Below are 15,315 nucleotides of genomic sequence, written 5' to 3'. Positions count from 1 at the left end.
GGGGATAGTGCGACGAAGCCACATGTGGCGTCAAGGCTCGCGTCGCAGAACCCTTCGCATTTGCAGAAAGTTCTTTGGAATGAAGCGTTTCCGGGGCGAAACCTTGCCGATGGGCTGCCTTGCGCGAAATACTATTGCGCAGGCTCGGCCACGGGCCCGCAAAGCCACAGGAATCGTGCCGCGTCCTGCATCGCCTGGCGCTTGACGGCCGCAGCTGCGGCGGCTTCGTCGTCGGCGCCCCATTGTTCGGTCTGCCAGTCCTCGTCGATGCGCGAGACCTGCCAGCCGGCCGCTGCATCCAGCCGGCCCCGCGCGATGGCAAGGCCGATCACCAGCGAGCCCGAGATGGCCACCAGATCGTGCAACGCGGTCAGGCGGAACGGATCGTGCGCCTGCACGGCCTGCGTCAGGCGTGCAAGGCTGTCAGAGGGCTGGGCAACCGGAAGGATCCCGGTGGCGACCGTCAGCGGCGCCCCCAGTTCCACCGCCGCCCAGTCGAGCAGCGGATCCCAGGCCGCGGATTGCCTCGCGATCAGCGGCTCGGGCGCTTCGGCGCGGTAGCACAGAAGATCGGTACCACCGTAATCGGCCAGCATGGCGGCGACCGCATCGAATTGCGGCGTCACCTTGTCGATCGCGGAATTCGCGGCGCGGGTCAGCGGCATGGTTTCTGGCCGCACTTCGCCTTGCTGGGCGTCCCATTCGGCGGCAATGGCCTGCGCCATCGCCTCGGTCGGCACGATCAGCGGGGCCTTGGCGGGGGTCTTGACCGGGCGCCCGTCCAGCCGGATGCCCCAGCCCGCCCCGTCGGGTTCCACCGTGGCGGCCGACCAGAACCGCTTTGCCTTCCAGCCGCTCATCCGCGCCCCCTCGGGCCGGTCACGCCGGGCCAGTTGGTCAGGTCGAACGGATCGGGCGGGACAGAGTTCACATCCCAGCCCAGCGTTTTCCAGGTCTTGGCCATGTGATCGGGCAGGGGGGCGGTGAAGGTCATCATCTTCTTGGTGATCGGATGCTCAAAGCTCAGCAGCCGGGCGTGCAGGTGCAGCTTGCGGCTGATCTCGCCCCCCAGTTGCGAGCCCCAGCCATCGCCCAGGTTTTCCTGGCTCGATCCGCCGTATTTCCCGTCACCGATGATCGGGTGGCCCAGCTCGGCCATGTGCGCGCGCAGCTGGTGCGTGCGGCCGGTGATCGGCGCAAGGCCGACCCAGGATACGCGGGTGCCCAGCACCTCCATCACCGAATAATCGGTATGGGCGCGCTTGGCGTCGGGATAGTCCTTCATCTTGGCAGGATGGACGCAGACCATCTTTTCGCCTTCGCCCGCCTTGCCATGGCCGGGGGCCTTCATCAGCGCGAACTTGATGGACCCCATCTTGGGGTTCGGAACGCCTGCAACGGCGGCCCAATAGATCTTGCGGGTATTGCGGTGGCGGAACGCCTCGGACAGGGCGCGGGCCACGCGGTCGGTGCGGGCCAGCACCAGAAGCCCGCTGGTATCCTTGTCCAGCCGGTGCACCAGTTTCGGCTTTTCCTTGTAGCCGAACATCAGCGCGGGGGTCAGCCCGTCGACATGGCGATGATCGAGCCCGCTGCCGCCCTGGCTGGGCAGGCCGGCGGGCTTGTTCAGCACGATCAGGTGCTGATCCTTGAAGATCACGCAGTCCTGGATCATCCGCGCATCGGCGTCCGAGATTCCGGCCTCGGCCCGCGGCGGGGGCGGGGCATCGGGCAGCGGCGGCACGCGCACGACCATGCCGGGGGCCACCCGGTCGCTGGCCTTGGCCCGCGCGCCATCGACCCGCACCTGCCCGGTGCGGCACATCTTTTCCACCGCGCCCTGCGTCAGCTGGGCAAAGCGCTTCTTCATCCAGCGATCCAGCCGCTGTTCGCCCTCGGCTTCGGAAACCGTGACCATCTGAACGCTGCTCATGCCGCCATCCCCCGTATCAGGGTCGCACCCGCGACCAGTGCCGCAATCGACAGGACGACCGATCCTGCCGCATAGCCCGCCGCCGACCACGCCGCGCCACTTTCCCAAAGGCGCAGCGTGTCAAGCGAAAAGGCCGAAAACGTCGTGAACCCGCCCAGCAGTCCTGCCATCAGCAAGGGCGCAAGGCGGGTCAGCCCCTGCATGTCCAGCCAGATCCACAGCGCGCCCATGACGAACGAGCCGAGGACATTCACCGCCATGGTGCCGAAAGGAAAGTCGATGCCGGCCAGCCGCGCGACACCGGACACGGTTGCAAACCGTGCCACGGCGCCAATGGCACCGCCCAAAGCCACCTGAGAAAGGGTCCAGATCATCGCTTTCCTCTGCGCGGCGCGGGCCGGCTTGTCAACAGGCGCGCAAGGCGGCATCACGGGGGGATGATCTTGCGCAACCACAGGACGGGGGGCATCAGCTCTCAGGCTGTCTACTCCGATTGCGGGGCCTATCGCCATGCCTTGCACCGCCGTTGGGGCGATGGGCCGGTGATGGGCTGGGTGATGCTCAACCCCTCGACCGCGACCGAGGCGCAGGACGATCCGACCATCGCCCGGTGCAGCGCGCGGGCGCGGGCCACGGGGTTCGGCGGCATCGCCATCGGCAATCTGTTTGCCTATCGCGCCACCGACCCGCGTGATCTGAAGCGGGCGGGCGATCCGGTCGGCCCCCATGCCGACGCGGCCCTGCTGCAGGCGCTGGCGGGGGCCGATCTGCTGGTCTGCGGCTGGGGCAACCATGGTGCGCACCGGGGGCGCGATGCGCAGGTGATCGCGCTGCTGCGCGGGGCAGGGCATCGGCTGCACCATCTGGGCCTGACCGGGCAGGGCCAGCCCCGCCATCCGCTGTATACCGCCTATTCCGTGGCGCCGATGGCCTGGGACTAGTCCCGTTCGGGGGCGCCCAGCGGGAACAGATGGCGGTAGGGCCGCGCCTCGTCCACCACGGGTGCGATGCTGGGGCGCGCCAGCAACCTGCGGCGATAGGCCCGCAGCGCCGGGCAACTTGGCGGGATCGGATGCACCCAGTCGGCATAGAACAACGCCGGTGCCGCGGCGCAATCGGCCAGCGTGAACGCCTCACCCGTCGCCCAGTCGCGCGCGGTCATCTGGCTGTCCAGCCAGCCATAGGCGCGCTCCAGCCGCTCGGCCGCCATGCGTCGGCCCTCGTCCGGCGGCATCGGGTAACGCCCCAGCGCGGTATCCACCGCCAGTTGCACCGGATCCATCACATGCAGGTCGAACACCCGGTCCATGAACCGCACCGCCAGCGCCGCCATCGGGTCGGCCGGGATCAGCGGCACGGGGCCGGGATGCGCCAGGTGCAGATACTCGATGATGATGCTGGTCTCGGTGAACTGCCGCTCGTCGTCCAGCAGCATGGGGAACTTGCGCAGCGGCCAGCGCTGGATCCAGTCCTCGACATGGGCGGGCGTGTCCGGGCCGATGATGCGGAACTCGAAATCCGTGCCGCTTTCGTAAAGCGCGATCAGCGCCTTTTGGGTGTAGGAGGAAAACGGGTGACCATACAGCGCAAGCGTCATGCGGCTTCTCCCTGGACCGATCATGGCCAGCCTGCGCCGGGGCAGGGCCCCGCGCAAGTCCTTGTCAGATGGCGGCGCCCGGTGCAGCCTTGCGGGCAGGAGGAGCGCCCATGACCACAATCCCCGGCTTTGTCCGTGACACCATCCGCTTGCCCGATGTCGATCTGTCGGTGCAGCAGGCCGGCAGCGGCGCGCCGCTGATCTTGCTGCATGGCTATCCGCAGAACGGCATGTGCTGGGCGCGTGTGGCGCCTGATCTGGCGCGCGACTTCCATGTCATCATCCCCGACCTGCGCGGCTATGGCCAAAGTGCGGCGCCGCCCGACGATGCGGGCCATACCACCTATTCAAAACGCCGCATGGCGCAGGACATCGTGGACCTGATGGACCATATGGGCCTGAGGAAATCGAACATCCTGGGGCATGATCGCGGCGCGCGGGTCAGCTATCGGCTGGCGCTGGACCACCCGGCGCGGGTGGACCGGCTGGGGATCATCGAGATCGTGCCGACCGGCGATTTCTGGGCGGCCTGGACGGCCGATCTGGCGATGGCGGCCTATCACTGGACCTTTCTTGCCCAGCCCGCCCCCTTGCCCGAGCGGATGATCGGCGCCGATCCGGTGGCCTATCTGGATCATACCCTGGCGGCGTGGACGCTGGACCACACGTTGAACGCCCTGCCGCCCGAGTCGCTGGACAGCTACCGGGCGCAGATCCGCGACCCGGCGCGCATCCATGCCATGTGCGCCGACTATCGCGCCGGGGCCACCACCGACCGGCGGCTTGATCGGGAAAGCCGGGCCGCTGGCGCGCGGATCGCGGCGCCTGTGTGCTACCTGTGGGGCGAACATGGCTTTCCCGCGCGCACCGGCGATCCGCTGGGCATCTGGCGGCGCTGGGCCGATGATGTGCAGGGCGGCCCCTGTCGTTCGGGCCATTTCGTGCAAGAGGAAAACCCGCAGGCGGTGCTGGATCTGTTAGTGCCCTTCTTTCGCGGCGCTTAGCCAGGCATCAGCCGGATCGCATCGACCGTGAGCCCGCTGCCCCCGACCACCTCGGCCAGGGGCTTGCCGTTCAGCAGAACGACAACCTCGTCCGCGACCCCGCCGGGCGCCAGCGTGACCAGCGGCACGGCGCCGTCATAGACCACGACCAGCTCGTCTTGCGTGATGTCGAAGTCCATGATTCGCGCAACCTGCCCCTGCATGTCGTGGCTCAGCTCGAACCGGTCCATGCCATTGCCGCCCGAGGCGACATCGCCGGCCCCGATGCGCAGCACGTCATCGCCCTCGCCAGCATTGAGATAATTGGCGCCATCGCCCGCCGTGCCATGAAAGGCCCCGACAAGCGTGTCATTGCCGGCATCGCCGTCCAGCGTGTCTTGCCCCGGTCCGGCCTGCATCAGGTCATCGCCCATGCCGCCAGACAGCCAGTCATCGCCTGCGCCGCCGTGCAGCGTGTCGTTGCCATTGCCGCCAAGCAGGGTGTCATTGCCCTCCCCGCCGTCCAGCCGATCGTCGCCTTCCTGGCCGCACAGGGTATCGTCGCCGTCGCCGCCGGACAGATGGTCGGCGTCATGGCCGCCCAGAACCGTATCGGCCCCGGCCCCGCCGAACAGCTGATCCTCGCCCGCAGCGCCGTTCAGCTGATCGTCGCCCCGCCCGCCATAAAGGATGTCGCGCCCCGCCGTGCCCTCCAGCCCGTCAGTGCCGGGGCTGCCGGTGATCTGGTTTGCCAGATCCTCGGCCCCCGCATCTTCCCCGGCGGGCGGCGCGGCAGCAGCCGGGGGCGCGGTGTCGGCCAGCGCCGGGTCCGCCGTGCCGTCTTGCAAGCTGTCGTCGGTGGCGGGCGGATCGTCGGCCCCGGCATCCCACAGCTGTTCATCGGGCGCCGAGTCGTCAGCTGCAGAGTCAGTCGACTCGGCCGGCGCCGCATCGTCGTCAGCCTCACCCTCTGGCGGGCGCACAATAAGGCTGCTGCCCACCACCCCGGCCATCAACAAGCCCAGCACACCGAACAGACCGAACATCGCCACACCCCCGCGCGCGTCAAGGTTGAAAATTAACCATGATATAGGTTAACATGCTGATTTATATTGGAAATTATCATGGAATCGCGGCGAGAACAAGGCGCGAACTGCGCGGGTTTCGGGCACAGCGGGCCCGCGCCCGAACTTGGGTCTTTATTTTCCGGCCAATTTCCCCTATCAGCCCCCATCCGCTGCAACGGCGGGTATCTCCACGGGCCTTGCTGGACGACATCCCGGCTTGTGCCATAGACCTGAAAAGGAGCCCCCGATGTCGATTACCGTCGAAGAGAAGAACCGCCTGATCAAGGAATACGCGACGAAGGAAGGCGACACCGGCTCGCCCGAAGTTCAGGTCGCGATCCTGTCCTCGCGCATTGCCACGCTGACCGAGCACTTCAAGTCCCATAAAAAGGACAACCACTCGCGTCGCGGTCTGCTCAAGCTGGTGGCTCAGCGCCGCAAGCTGCTGGACTATCTGAAAGGCAAGGACGAGTCGCGTTACACCACGCTGATCGGCCGTCTGGGCCTGCGCCGCTAAGGCCAGCCGCAAGGTTTCAGGAAACGCCCGTGCCGCAAGGCGCGGGCGTTTTCTTTTTGGCCTAAGTATAACAAAGTTCGTCGTCACTCAGGATTGAAGGCTCCAAGCTTACGAAATTCACTAGTCGTAGGCGCACGCATGTTTACCCAGCCATAGCTGAGGTCGGTGACGCGTTTTTGCTCTCGAAGATGGGCCTCCTGACTCTGAAACATATCCTCCCAGCCGGCAATTCCAGAGTCCTTTCGGACCACCACGCAGTTAAGAAGCGGAAGGTCATTAGTCTCACAATACCTCTTGATGTAGCCTAGGGGCCCCCCAAGCGTTTTTTCAGCGCCTGGCTCGTAGCCCATAATCTCACGAAGGTAACGATAAGACATTACACCGGGTGGCAGATGGTCGGCGTAAGGATCGCGACCTCCAAAAGCGACATAGCCGCTGAGGATTTGCCAGATCCACCTTGCTCTTGAAGCTTGGGACTCGCCGCTTGTTTCAAATTGCCTAAGTGCCATGTTCGACTAGCCTCTCCTACGCTCGGACCACGGATTTGCGTCAAATTGCCAATGTGATCCGTTTTGATGAATCGTGCGGTATTGCTCATTATGGCGATTTTGCGCGCCTTGTCAATATGGAGCATGTCCTTGTGTTTCCGTTCTGCATCGAACGTGACGCTTCCCAAACCCCCTGTTTTCCTGTATGTGCCGCCCCCATCTGTGACGTGACGCCCTTGGCCCCGGGCACATGCGAAGGATTGGGGCGGCGGCAATGGGGCCGCCATAAAAGCGGAGACCCGGCAGGGGCCGGGAGAGCTCCGAAGAGGAAACCGAATGTTCAACATAACCAAGAAATCCATTCAGTGGGGCGGCGAGACGCTGACGCTGGAAACGGGCAAGGTCGCCCGCCAGGCAGACGGCTCGGTCATCGCCACGCTGGGGGAAACCTCGGTCATGGCCAACGTGACCTTTGCCAAGCAGGCAAAGCCGGGCCAGGACTTCTTCCCCCTGACCGTGCACTATCAGGAAAAATACTACGCCGCCGGCAAGATCCCTGGCGGCTTCTTCAAGCGCGAGGCGCGGCCGTCGGAAAAGGAGACGCTGGTCTCGCGTCTGATCGACCGTCCTTGCCGCCCGCTGTTCGTCGAAGGCTTCAAGAACGAAGTGCTGGTCATGGCGACCGTGCTGTCGTGCGACCTGGTGAATGACCCCGATATCGTCGCGATGATCGCCGCCTCGGCCGCGCTGACGATTTCGGGCGTGCCGTTCATGGGCCCGATCGGCGCGGCCCGTGTCGGCTTTGTCGATGGCAAATATGTCCTGAACCCGGCCATGGATGACATGACCCAGCTGCGCTCCAAGCCCGAGCAGCGACTGGATCTGGCCGTCGCCGGCACCAAGGACGCCGTGATGATGGTGGAATCGGAAGCCTACGAGCTGACCGAGGAAGAGATGCTGGGCGCCGTGGTCTTTGGCCACGAGCAGATGCAGCCGGTGATCGACCTGATCATCGACCTGGCCGAAGTCGCCGCGAAAGAGCCCTTCGACTTCACCCCGCCGGATCTGACCGCGATCTATGGCAAGGTGAAAGCGGCGGGCGAGGCGCAGATGCGCGCCGCCTTTGCCATCAAGGACAAGCAGGAGCGCACCAACGCCATTTCGGCCGCGGTTGCCGCCATCAAGGCCAGCCTGTCGGAAGAAGACCTGGCCGACATCAACCTTGGCTCGGCGATCAAGAAGCTGGAAAGCTCGATCCTGCGCGGCGACGTTGTGAACAACGGCATCCGCATCGACGGGCGCGACACGAAAACCGTTCGCCCGATCGTGGTGGAAACCGGGATCCTGCCGCGCACCCATGGCTCGGCGCTGTTCACCCGCGGCGAAACCCAGGGCCTGGTCGTCACCACGCTGGGCACCGGCGAGGATGAGCAGATCATCGACGCGCTGAACGGCAACTATCGGTCGAACTTCCTGCTGCACTACAACTTCCCGCCCTATTCGGTTGGTGAAGTTGGCCGCGTGGGCTCGCCCGGTCGCCGTGAAATCGGCCATGGCAAGCTGGCCTGGCGCGCGCTTCAGGCCGTGCTGCCGGCGCCGACCGATTTCCCCTATACCATCCGCGTCGTGTCCGAGATCACGGAATCGAACGGCTCGTCCTCGATGGCTTCGGTCTGCGGCGGCTCGCTGGCGATGATGGATGCGGGCGTTCCGCTGAAGGCGCCGGTGGCCGGTGTGGCCATGGGCCTGATCCTGGAAGAAGACGGCAAATGGGCCGTGCTGACCGACATCCTGGGCGACGAGGATCACCTCGGCGACATGGACTTCAAGGTCGCCGGCACCACGAACGGCATCACTTCGCTGCAGATGGACATCAAGGTTGCCGGGATCACCCCGGAAATCATGAAGCAGGCTCTGGCCCAGGCCAAGGACGGCCGCGTCCACATCCTGAACGAGATGGCCAAGTCGCTGTCCGCCCCGCAGGGCTTCAGCGAATACGCCCCCAAGATCGAGACGCTGACCATCCCGACCGACAAGATCCGCGAAGTGATCGGCTCGGGCGGCAAGGTCATCCGCGAGATCGTCGAAGTGTCGGGCGCCAAGGTCGACATCAACGATGATGGCGTGATCAAGATCGCCTCCAGCGATGCGGCTGCGATCAAGAAGGCCTATGACATGATCTGGTCGATCGTGGCAGAGCCGGAAATCGGCCAGATCTACACCGGCAAGGTGGTGAAACTGGTCGATTTCGGCGCCTTCGTGAACTTCTTCGGCAAGCGTGACGGGCTGGTCCATGTCAGCCAGATCGCCAACAAGCGCCTCCAGCACCCGAACGAGATGCTGAAGGAAGGCCAGGAAGTGAAGGTCAAGCTGCTCGGCTTTGACGAGCGCGGCAAGGTCCGGCTTGGCATGAAGATGGTCGACCAGGAAACCGGCGAGGAAATCGCCGAGAAGAAAAAGGAAGACGCCGAGGGCTGAGCCCGTCACGGCGTGACCTTTTGGCCCCGGGGGAAGCCCCGGGGCCATTGCATTCAGCCCCCGGTTTCGGGCAGCGACAGGCGAGGCACGGTCTTGTCGTGATGAAACTGTTTCCAGATCGCCACAATTCTGCGCAGCGGCGGAAGATCCTTGGTGATTTGTTTACCGGAATGCGCAATTCTGGGATCAGGGCTCAATCGGGGAAAGTCTGGGGATATCACATGATTCGCACGATTACTCTGGGAAGTTGCGTTTCTGTTCAGGGCATCTTTGTCCGCGCCTTTGGCGATGGTCGCATCGCGATCCGCGACGGGGAAAAGACCTTTGTCGGCCGCCCGGTGCAACTGGGGGCTCCGGCAGGGGCATCGCTGTCCTTCTGAGGAATTGGCGGGCCCGAAGGGGCCTGCCGGGCTCAGACCGCGATGGCGGTGGTCTTCAGGACGGTCCGCAGCGAAAACGATGACTGCATCTTTGCCACGCCTGGCAGACGGCTCAGGTATTGGCGGTGGATGCGGGCGAAATCCTCGGTATCTTGCGCGACGATCTTCAGCAGATAGTCGGCAGAGCCGGCCATAAGATTGCATTCCAGAACATCGGGCACCTTGGCCACCTCGCGCTCGAAAGCGTCGAGCAGTTCATCCGCCTGTCCTTGCAACGTGATTTCCACGAACACCGTGGTCGGGCGCCCCATGCGCCGCGCGTCCAGCAAAGCGACATAGCGGTCGATGTAGCCTTCCTCTTCCAGCCGTTGTACGCGCCGATGGCAGGCCGATGCGGACAGGTTGATCTGTTCGGCCAGATCGGCATTCGAGATGCGCCCGTCGCGCTGCAGGACGGTCAGGATGCGGCGGTCGGTGGGGTCAAGGTCGTTCATGCGAAGAATTTTCGATGAAGTTGGGCCATGGCGCAAGGGGCTTGCGCGGTTCGGGGCTGGCGTCCCGCAAAATCCCAAGCCGTTTGCATCGATTCGCGCGCATCATTCCTGCGGATCCGGCGCCAAGACCGGTTTCAGTTCAAGGGAGGAACCATGAAGATCGGATGTCCGAAAGAGATCAAGCCCCAGGAATTCCGCGTGGGCCTGACGCCGCAGGCCGCGCGCGAAGCCGTCGCCCACGGCCATCAGGTGATGGTCGAGGCTGGCGCCGGAACGGGGGCCGGTTTTGCCGATGCCGACTATGTGGCAGCAGGCGCCAGCATCGTTCCGACCGCCGATGAGGTGTTTGCCAGCGCCGAGATGATCGTCAAGGTCAAGGAACCTCAGGCCGTCGAACGCGCGCGGCTGCGCAAGGGGCAATTGCTGTTCACCTACCTGCACCTTGCCCCGGATCCGGATCAGACGCGCGATCTGCTGGCCTCGGGCGTCACAGCGATTGCCTATGAAACCGTGACCGATCGCACTGGCGGGTTGCCGCTGCTGGCCCCGATGTCCGAGGTCGCCGGGCGGCTGGCGCCCCAGATGGGGGCTTGGGCGCTGCAAAAGGCCAATGGCGGGCGCGGCGTGTTGCTGGGCGGTGTGCCGGGGGTGCGGCCGGCCAATGTGATGATCATCGGCGGCGGGGTCGTCGGCACCGCGGCGGCGCGGGTTGCGGTGGGCATGGGGGCGAATGTCACGGTGCTGGACCGCTCGATCCCGCGAATGTCGTATCTGGACGATATTTTTCAGGGCCGCCTGACCACGCAATATTCCAGCGCCGCCGCGCTGGCCGAATTGCTGCCCGAGGCGGATATGGTGATCGGCGCCGTGCTGATCCCCGGCGCCGCCGCGCCAAAGCTGGTCAGCCGCGCGCAGCTTTCCACGATGAAGCCGGGCTCGGTCATCGTGGATGTCGCCATCGACCAGGGCGGCTGTTTCGAGACGTCAAAGGCGACCACCCATGCCGATCCGATCTATACGGTCGACGGGGTGATCCACTATTGCGTGGCCAACATGCCGGGGGCGGTGGCGCGCACTTCGACCATGGCGCTGGGCAATGCGACCATGCCCTTCATGCTGGCGCTGGCTGGCAAGGGCTGGCGCCGCGCCTGCGCCGAGGATCCGCATCTGCTGGCCGGGCTGAACGTCCATGCCGGCCAGCTGACCTATGCCGCCGTCGGCGAGGCACTGGGCCTGCCCTCCATCTCGCCATCCGAGGCACTGGCCTGAGCAAACCAATGCCCCACCAGGGTCCGCGGCGCGTCGGCGCGGCACTTCGTGGGGCATTGTGTCATTTCGCCTTGCCCCAAATATCCCCGCCGGAGGCCCCGGCCGGCCACAGTTGCAGCCGCCGGGGTGAGGCGCTGATCAGGCCCGGGCCTTCAGTGCATCGCGGATCTGGATCAGCAGCTCTTCGGTCGTGGGCCCTTTGGGCGCCGGGGCAGGCGGCGGCGCTTTCAGCCGGTTGACGCCCTTGACCAGCATGAAGACCACCCAGGCGATGATGAGAAAGTTGATCACCGCCGTGATGAACGAGCCATAGGCAAAGACCGGCGCGCCGGCATCCCGGGCCGCCTTCAGCGAGGCGGGATCGGTGCCGGAGAGGTCGATGAACAGGTTGGAAAAGTCGATCCCGCCGGTGACAAGGCCGATGATCGGGTTGATCAGGTCTGCCACCAGCGAGTTCACGATGGCAGTGAACGCGGCACCGATGATGATCCCGACGGCAAGGTCGATGACATTGCCGCGGGCAATGAATGTCTTGAATTCGTTAAGCATTACTGTCCCCTATGCAATTTCTGCACGTGCTGTTTCAGCCGGCGCGGGCCCTCATGGAACGCCAGGCACAAGCCTTCGCGCAGTATCGCACAGGGCAGGCGCTTTTATCAGGGGGAATTTCGGACTAGCTCTGTCCCGAAGCGCAATGGAGCCCCCGATGACCGCACTTGCCGATTTTGCCATCACCCACAAATGGCCCCCCCGCAATCCTGATGCGATCCAGCTGTATTCGCTGGCAACGCCGAATGGCGTCAAGGTGTCGATCATGCTGGAGGAATGCGGGCTGCCCTATGATGCCCATCTGGTGGATTTCGCCACCAGCGACCAGATGTCGCCCGAGTTCCTGAGCCTCAATCCGAACAACAAGATCCCGGCGATCCTTGACCCCAACGGGCCGGGCGGCAAGCCTCTGGCGCTGTTCGAAAGCGGGGCGATCCTGGTCTACCTCGCGGAAAAGGCCGGAAAGTTCCTGCCCGATGCGAACCGCTACGAGGTCATCCAGTGGCTGATGTTCCAGATGGGCGGGCTTGGGCCGATGTTCGGGCAACTGGGCTTCTTTCATACCTTCGCCGGCAAGGAGATCGAGGACCCGCGTCCGAAAGAGCGCTACCGCGCCGAGGCCGAGCGTCTGCTGAAGGTGCTGGAGGGCCGTCTGGAAGGGCGCGACTGGGTGGCGGGCGACTATTCCATCGCTGACATGGCGATTGCCCCCTGGCTGCGGACGCTGCGCGATTTCTACAAGGCAGGGGACATCACCGGGTATGATACCTTGAAGAACGTCCCGGCCTATCTGGAGCAGTTCCTGAGCCGCCCCGCCGTTCAGCGCGGCTTGCTGGTGCCTGGGCGCGGCTGAGGGCGGGCGGGGGGCCAGCCCCCCGCGCCCCCCGCTCAAGGGGGTTTTCCACCCCCTTGAGAAGCCCCCAGAGAAGCCCCCGAGGATATCTGGATCAAGTCGAAAAGGCTGTGGCCGGATCGACACCCGCCGCCGCGCGGCCCGCCCAGCGGCCGCTGGCCAGGCTGGCCGTCAGCAGATAGCCGCCCGTCGGGGCATCCCAGTCCAGCATCTCGCCTGCCGCGTATATCCCCGGCAAGGCGCGCAGTTGCAGCCCGTCGTCCACTGCATCGCGCCGGATGCCGCCTGCGGTCGAGATCGCCTCGTCCATCGGGCGGGGGCCCTTGTGCGGGATGGGCAGGGCCTTGAGCCGCCTGGCCAGCGCCTGCGGATCGGTTGGCAGCGGGCGCGCGCAGTCCTGGGCCAGTGCGATCTTGGCAGCGTCAAGGCCGGCCTTGCGCAGGGTGTTGGTCAGGCTGTCCTTGCCGCGCCGGGTCAGGCGGGCGGCCAGTGTGGCGGCGTCTGTATCCGGCATGAGGTCGATGATCAGCGCCGCGCCATCGCGCAGGGCCGGGGTCAGCGGGTAAAGGCCGCCACCTTCCAGCCCGCGCGCGGAAATCGTCACCTCGCCCCGGCTGGAAAAGTCGGCAGCTGTTAACCGGATCCCCTTGAGCGCCGCGCCAAAGTGGCGGGCCATATGGGGGGACCAGTCCACGACAAGCCCGGCGTTCGAGGGGTGGAACGGCGCGATCACCACCCCGCGCGCGGCCAGCCAGGGCACCCAGGCAGCATCGGACCCGAGGCGCGGCCAGCTGGCGCCGCCAAGCGCAAGGATCGTGCGGTCGGGCGTCAGCAGGCGCGGCCCGTCGGGGGTGTCAAAGGCCAGCGCCGCGCCTTGAAACCCGGTCCATCGCCAGCGGGTGCGCAGCACCACCCCCAAGCCCGACAGCCGGGCCAGCCAGGCGCGCAGCAGGGGCGAGCCCTTCATCACCACGGGAAACACCCGGCCGGTCGAGCCGGTGAACACCTCTTGCCCCAGTCCGCGCGCCCAGTCCTGCACCTGCGCCGGGCCAAAGGCCGCCAGCATCGGCGCCAGCCAGTCGGCGCCTTGCGGATAGCGGGCGGTGAAGGCGGGCAAGGGCTCGCCGCGGGTCAGGTTGAGGCCCGACTTGCCCGCCATCAGGAACTTGCGAGCAGGCGAGGGTTTGGCCTCGGCCACCGTCACCTGCCAGCCGGCGCGGGCCAGTTCCTCGGCCGCCATCAGCCCGGCGGGACCAGCCCCGATGACCAGCGCGGTCTTCATGCCTTGGCCATATGGATGACACGCTGCGGAAAGGGCATCTGGATGCCTTCGGACTTGAGCGCATCCCAGACGGCGAACAGCACGCGCGATTGGAACTTGTCGGTCAGATCCTCGATCCCGTTGACCCAGAATTCGACGCTGAAATTCACCGCGCTGTCGCCAAAGCCCTTCAGTTCGCATTCCACCGGCTCGGGCTGGTCCAGCACAAAGGGCAGGGCGCCGACGGCAGCCTCGATCAGCGGGGGCACGCGGTGGATGTCGGTTTCATAGGCGACCGAGAAGTCCACCTCGTAGCGGTGGGCGGACCCGGCGTCAGAGTAGTTGACGATGCGCGAGGTGATGAAATTCTCGTTCGGCACCACGATCCAGCGGCCATCGACCGTCTGCAGGATACAGGCGCGGGCGGTCATCTTGATGATCGTGCCGGCCTGCCCGTCGTCAAGTTCGACATAGTCGCCCACGGTCGTCTGCCCTTCGAGCAGCAAGATCACGCCCGAGACGAAATTCGCCGCGATTTGTTGCAGGCCAAGGCCGATGCCAACGCCAAGCGCGCCGCCCAGAACGGCGATGGCGGTCAGGTCGATCCCCATGATCTGCATCAGGATCAGGAAGGCCGTGCCGAAGATGGCGATCTGCGCCGCCTTGCTGGCCAGTTCGCGCGTCGCGGGGCGCAGCTCGTCCTGGCGATTGATGTAGGTCTCGGAGTGCCGGTTGGACCAGGCCCCGGCCCAGAACAGCAGCGCGCCGGCGATCACCCCGCGGATCAGCCCCATCAGGGTAAAGCGGATGTCGCCCAGTTCCACCCGCACCTCATGCAGCCGGGCCGACACCGGATCAAGCAGGCCCACGGCATGGATCGCCATGATCGGCAGCAGCACATAGCGCCCCATGAGGCGCAGGAAACTGTCGGTCAGCACCTCGTTGACCAGGATGCGGGCAGCAAGGAACAGGAAGATGCGCTTGCCAAAGGCAATGACCGTGCCGGACCCGAAGACGGATCGCGTCAGCTCCTCGCCCACGGCGGTGAACAGAAAGGCCAGCAGCGGCATCATCAGCGGCAGCAGGCTGCACAGCACCCGCATCGAGGGCGCCAGCAGGCGGGCCGCCCCCGGCGCGGGGGTCAGCAGCCGCACCAGATGCGGGCGCATCCGCGCCGTGATCAGCCGGGCCAGCAGCCAGGCAAGCACCAGCAGGGCAAACTGCGACCAGGCGGCCGGGCTGGTCAGCCAGTCGATCGCCAGATCCAGCACGAGCCGGGCATGGCCCGTCATGGTTTCGACGAACTCTGGCTGGAATTCCATGAGACGGGCTCCGAACTGGTGACAGGGGCGCAATCGCAAAGAAACCGTGTGCAGGCAAGCCACCCGGTGCAAAGCGGAATCTTGAAGGTGTGAAATTTTAAGATTGAAATAATATCCGGGCGGC

At 65.5% G+C, this 15,315-nt stretch carries 16 protein-coding genes; 7 read left to right on the top strand and 9 right to left on the bottom strand.

Going from position 1 to position 15,315, the window contains the following annotated elements:
• Positions 1 to 131 precede the first annotated feature (131 nt).
• Genes G481_RS0111110 through crcB form a run of 3 tightly spaced genes read right to left on the bottom strand, consistent with a single transcriptional unit; the run spans position 132 to position 2,307 of the window.
• Positions 132 to 860, bottom strand: a complete 729-nt coding sequence (locus G481_RS0111110; RefSeq protein WP_028030095.1) for an ATP12 family chaperone protein — start codon at positions 858 to 860, stop codon at positions 132 to 134.
• A complete protein-coding gene (locus tag G481_RS23575; RefSeq protein WP_051294473.1) occupies positions 857 to 1,933 on the bottom strand; it encodes an RluA family pseudouridine synthase in 1,077 nt (358 codons plus the stop codon). Before G481_RS23575 ends, G481_RS0111110 begins: the two co-directional genes overlap by 4 nt.
• Positions 1,930 to 2,307, bottom strand: a complete 378-nt coding sequence (gene crcB / locus G481_RS0111100) for a fluoride efflux transporter CrcB (RefSeq protein ID WP_028030094.1) — start codon at positions 2,305 to 2,307, stop codon at positions 1,930 to 1,932. The genes G481_RS23575 and crcB overlap by 4 nt, the downstream gene beginning before the upstream one ends.
• Before the next feature lie 63 nt (positions 2,308 to 2,370).
• Here crcB and G481_RS0111095 point away from each other — a divergent pair, with 63 nt between their 5' ends.
• Positions 2,371 to 2,874, top strand: coding sequence for a DUF1643 domain-containing protein (locus G481_RS0111095; protein WP_028030093.1), 504 nt, complete (start codon positions 2,371 to 2,373; stop codon positions 2,872 to 2,874).
• Here G481_RS0111095 and G481_RS0111090 read toward each other — a convergent pair.
• Positions 2,871 to 3,530: a glutathione S-transferase family protein gene (locus G481_RS0111090; RefSeq protein ID WP_028030092.1), complete on the bottom strand. Its 660-nt coding sequence runs from the start codon at positions 3,528 to 3,530 to the stop codon at positions 2,871 to 2,873. The genes G481_RS0111095 and G481_RS0111090 overlap by 4 nt on opposite strands.
• Before the next feature lie 110 nt (positions 3,531 to 3,640).
• On the opposite strand from G481_RS0111090, the gene G481_RS0111085 reads away from it, so the two are divergent.
• A complete protein-coding gene (locus G481_RS0111085) occupies positions 3,641 to 4,534 on the top strand; it encodes an alpha/beta fold hydrolase (protein WP_051294472.1) in 894 nt (297 codons plus the stop codon).
• Here the strand turns inward: G481_RS0111085 and G481_RS0111080 are convergent.
• The gene (locus tag G481_RS0111080) at positions 4,531 to 5,559 is read right to left on the bottom strand and encodes a calcium-binding protein (protein WP_028030090.1); all 1,029 of its coding nucleotides are present in this window, start codon (positions 5,557 to 5,559) and stop codon (positions 4,531 to 4,533) included. The genes G481_RS0111085 and G481_RS0111080 overlap by 4 nt on opposite strands.
• A 268-nt stretch (positions 5,560 to 5,827) precedes the next feature.
• Between G481_RS0111080 and rpsO the strand changes: the two genes are divergently transcribed.
• From rpsO to G481_RS26370, 3 genes are all read left to right on the top strand, one after another.
• Positions 5,828 to 6,097 (top strand): 30S ribosomal protein S15, encoded by a 270-nt coding sequence (gene rpsO, locus G481_RS0111075; protein ID WP_028030089.1) that lies wholly within the window; start codon positions 5,828 to 5,830, stop codon positions 6,095 to 6,097.
• Positions 6,098 to 6,921: 824 nt separating this feature from the next.
• Positions 6,922 to 9,063, top strand: coding sequence for a polyribonucleotide nucleotidyltransferase (pnp, locus tag G481_RS0111070; protein WP_028030088.1), 2,142 nt, complete (start codon positions 6,922 to 6,924; stop codon positions 9,061 to 9,063).
• 101 nt (positions 9,064 to 9,164) lie between these two features.
• Entirely contained in the window at positions 9,165 to 9,443 is a 279-nt protein-coding gene (locus tag G481_RS26370; protein ID WP_169728713.1) for a hypothetical protein, read from the top strand.
• A gap of 32 nt (positions 9,444 to 9,475) precedes the next feature.
• Here G481_RS26370 and G481_RS0111060 read toward each other — a convergent pair whose 3' ends face one another.
• The gene (locus G481_RS0111060) at positions 9,476 to 9,937 is read right to left on the bottom strand and encodes an Lrp/AsnC family transcriptional regulator (protein ID WP_028030087.1); all 462 of its coding nucleotides are present in this window, start codon (positions 9,935 to 9,937) and stop codon (positions 9,476 to 9,478) included.
• Positions 9,938 to 10,090: 153 nt separating this feature from the next.
• On the opposite strand from G481_RS0111060, the gene ald reads away from it, so the two are divergent.
• Complete coding sequence (gene ald, locus G481_RS0111055; protein WP_028030086.1) at positions 10,091 to 11,206, top strand: alanine dehydrogenase; 1,116 nt, start codon at positions 10,091 to 10,093, stop codon at positions 11,204 to 11,206.
• A 138-nt stretch (positions 11,207 to 11,344) separates the two neighbouring features.
• Here ald and mscL read toward each other — a convergent pair whose 3' ends face one another.
• A complete protein-coding gene (gene mscL / locus G481_RS0111050; protein ID WP_028030085.1) occupies positions 11,345 to 11,755 on the bottom strand; it encodes a large conductance mechanosensitive channel protein MscL in 411 nt (136 codons plus the stop codon).
• Positions 11,756 to 11,912: 157 nt separating this feature from the next.
• On the opposite strand from mscL, the gene G481_RS0111040 reads away from it, so the two are divergent.
• Entirely contained in the window at positions 11,913 to 12,608 is a 696-nt protein-coding gene (locus G481_RS0111040; RefSeq protein ID WP_028030084.1) for a glutathione S-transferase N-terminal domain-containing protein, read from the top strand.
• Positions 12,609 to 12,702: 94 nt separating this feature from the next.
• On the opposite strand, the gene G481_RS0111035 is transcribed toward G481_RS0111040, so the two are convergent.
• Both G481_RS0111035 and G481_RS0111030 read right to left on the bottom strand, forming a co-directional pair.
• On the bottom strand, positions 12,703 to 13,890 hold the full coding sequence (locus G481_RS0111035; protein ID WP_028030083.1) for a TIGR03862 family flavoprotein: 1,188 nt from the start codon (positions 13,888 to 13,890) through the stop codon (positions 12,703 to 12,705).
• Positions 13,887 to 15,191 (bottom strand): mechanosensitive ion channel family protein, encoded by a 1,305-nt coding sequence (locus G481_RS0111030; protein WP_028030082.1) that lies wholly within the window; start codon positions 15,189 to 15,191, stop codon positions 13,887 to 13,889. The genes G481_RS0111035 and G481_RS0111030 overlap by 4 nt, the downstream gene beginning before the upstream one ends.
• Positions 15,192 to 15,315: the final 124 nt, after the last annotated feature.

It is taken from the genome of Gemmobacter nectariphilus DSM 15620, assembly GCF_000429765.1.
In the GTDB taxonomy this organism is placed as follows: Bacteria; Pseudomonadota; Alphaproteobacteria; order Rhodobacterales; family Rhodobacteraceae; genus Wagnerdoeblera; species Wagnerdoeblera nectariphila.
The sequence above is the reverse complement of the archived record's forward strand: the minus strand, read 5'-3'. Positions and strand labels throughout refer to the sequence as shown.

Excerpts from the sequence above, each read along its gene's own strand:
- G481_RS0111110 (WP_028030095.1), bottom strand. The coding sequence starts at position 860 with ATGAGCGGCTGGAAGGCAAAGCGGTTCTGGTCGGCCGCCACGGTGGAA.
- G481_RS23575 (WP_051294473.1), bottom strand. The coding sequence starts at position 1,933 with ATGAGCAGCGTTCAGATGGTCACGGTTTCCGAAGCCGAGGGCGAACAG.
- crcB (WP_028030094.1), bottom strand. The coding sequence starts at position 2,307 with ATGATCTGGACCCTTTCTCAGGTGGCTTTGGGCGGTGCCATTGGCGCC.
- G481_RS0111095 (WP_028030093.1), top strand. The coding sequence starts at position 2,371 with ATGATCTTGCGCAACCACAGGACGGGGGGCATCAGCTCTCAGGCTGTC.
- G481_RS0111090 (WP_028030092.1), bottom strand. The coding sequence starts at position 3,530 with ATGACGCTTGCGCTGTATGGTCACCCGTTTTCCTCCTACACCCAAAAG.
- G481_RS0111085 (WP_051294472.1), top strand. The coding sequence starts at position 3,641 with ATGACCACAATCCCCGGCTTTGTCCGTGACACCATCCGCTTGCCCGAT.
- G481_RS0111080 (WP_028030090.1), bottom strand. The coding sequence starts at position 5,559 with ATGTTCGGTCTGTTCGGTGTGCTGGGCTTGTTGATGGCCGGGGTGGTG.
- rpsO (WP_028030089.1), top strand. The coding sequence starts at position 5,828 with ATGTCGATTACCGTCGAAGAGAAGAACCGCCTGATCAAGGAATACGCG.
- pnp (WP_028030088.1), top strand. The coding sequence starts at position 6,922 with ATGTTCAACATAACCAAGAAATCCATTCAGTGGGGCGGCGAGACGCTG.
- G481_RS26370 (WP_169728713.1), top strand. The coding sequence starts at position 9,165 with ATGAAACTGTTTCCAGATCGCCACAATTCTGCGCAGCGGCGGAAGATC.
- G481_RS0111060 (WP_028030087.1), bottom strand. The coding sequence starts at position 9,937 with ATGAACGACCTTGACCCCACCGACCGCCGCATCCTGACCGTCCTGCAG.
- ald (WP_028030086.1), top strand. The coding sequence starts at position 10,091 with ATGAAGATCGGATGTCCGAAAGAGATCAAGCCCCAGGAATTCCGCGTG.
- mscL (WP_028030085.1), bottom strand. The coding sequence starts at position 11,755 with ATGCTTAACGAATTCAAGACATTCATTGCCCGCGGCAATGTCATCGAC.
- G481_RS0111040 (WP_028030084.1), top strand. The coding sequence starts at position 11,913 with ATGACCGCACTTGCCGATTTTGCCATCACCCACAAATGGCCCCCCCGC.
- G481_RS0111035 (WP_028030083.1), bottom strand. The coding sequence starts at position 13,890 with ATGAAGACCGCGCTGGTCATCGGGGCTGGTCCCGCCGGGCTGATGGCG.
- G481_RS0111030 (WP_028030082.1), bottom strand. The coding sequence starts at position 15,191 with ATGGAATTCCAGCCAGAGTTCGTCGAAACCATGACGGGCCATGCCCGG.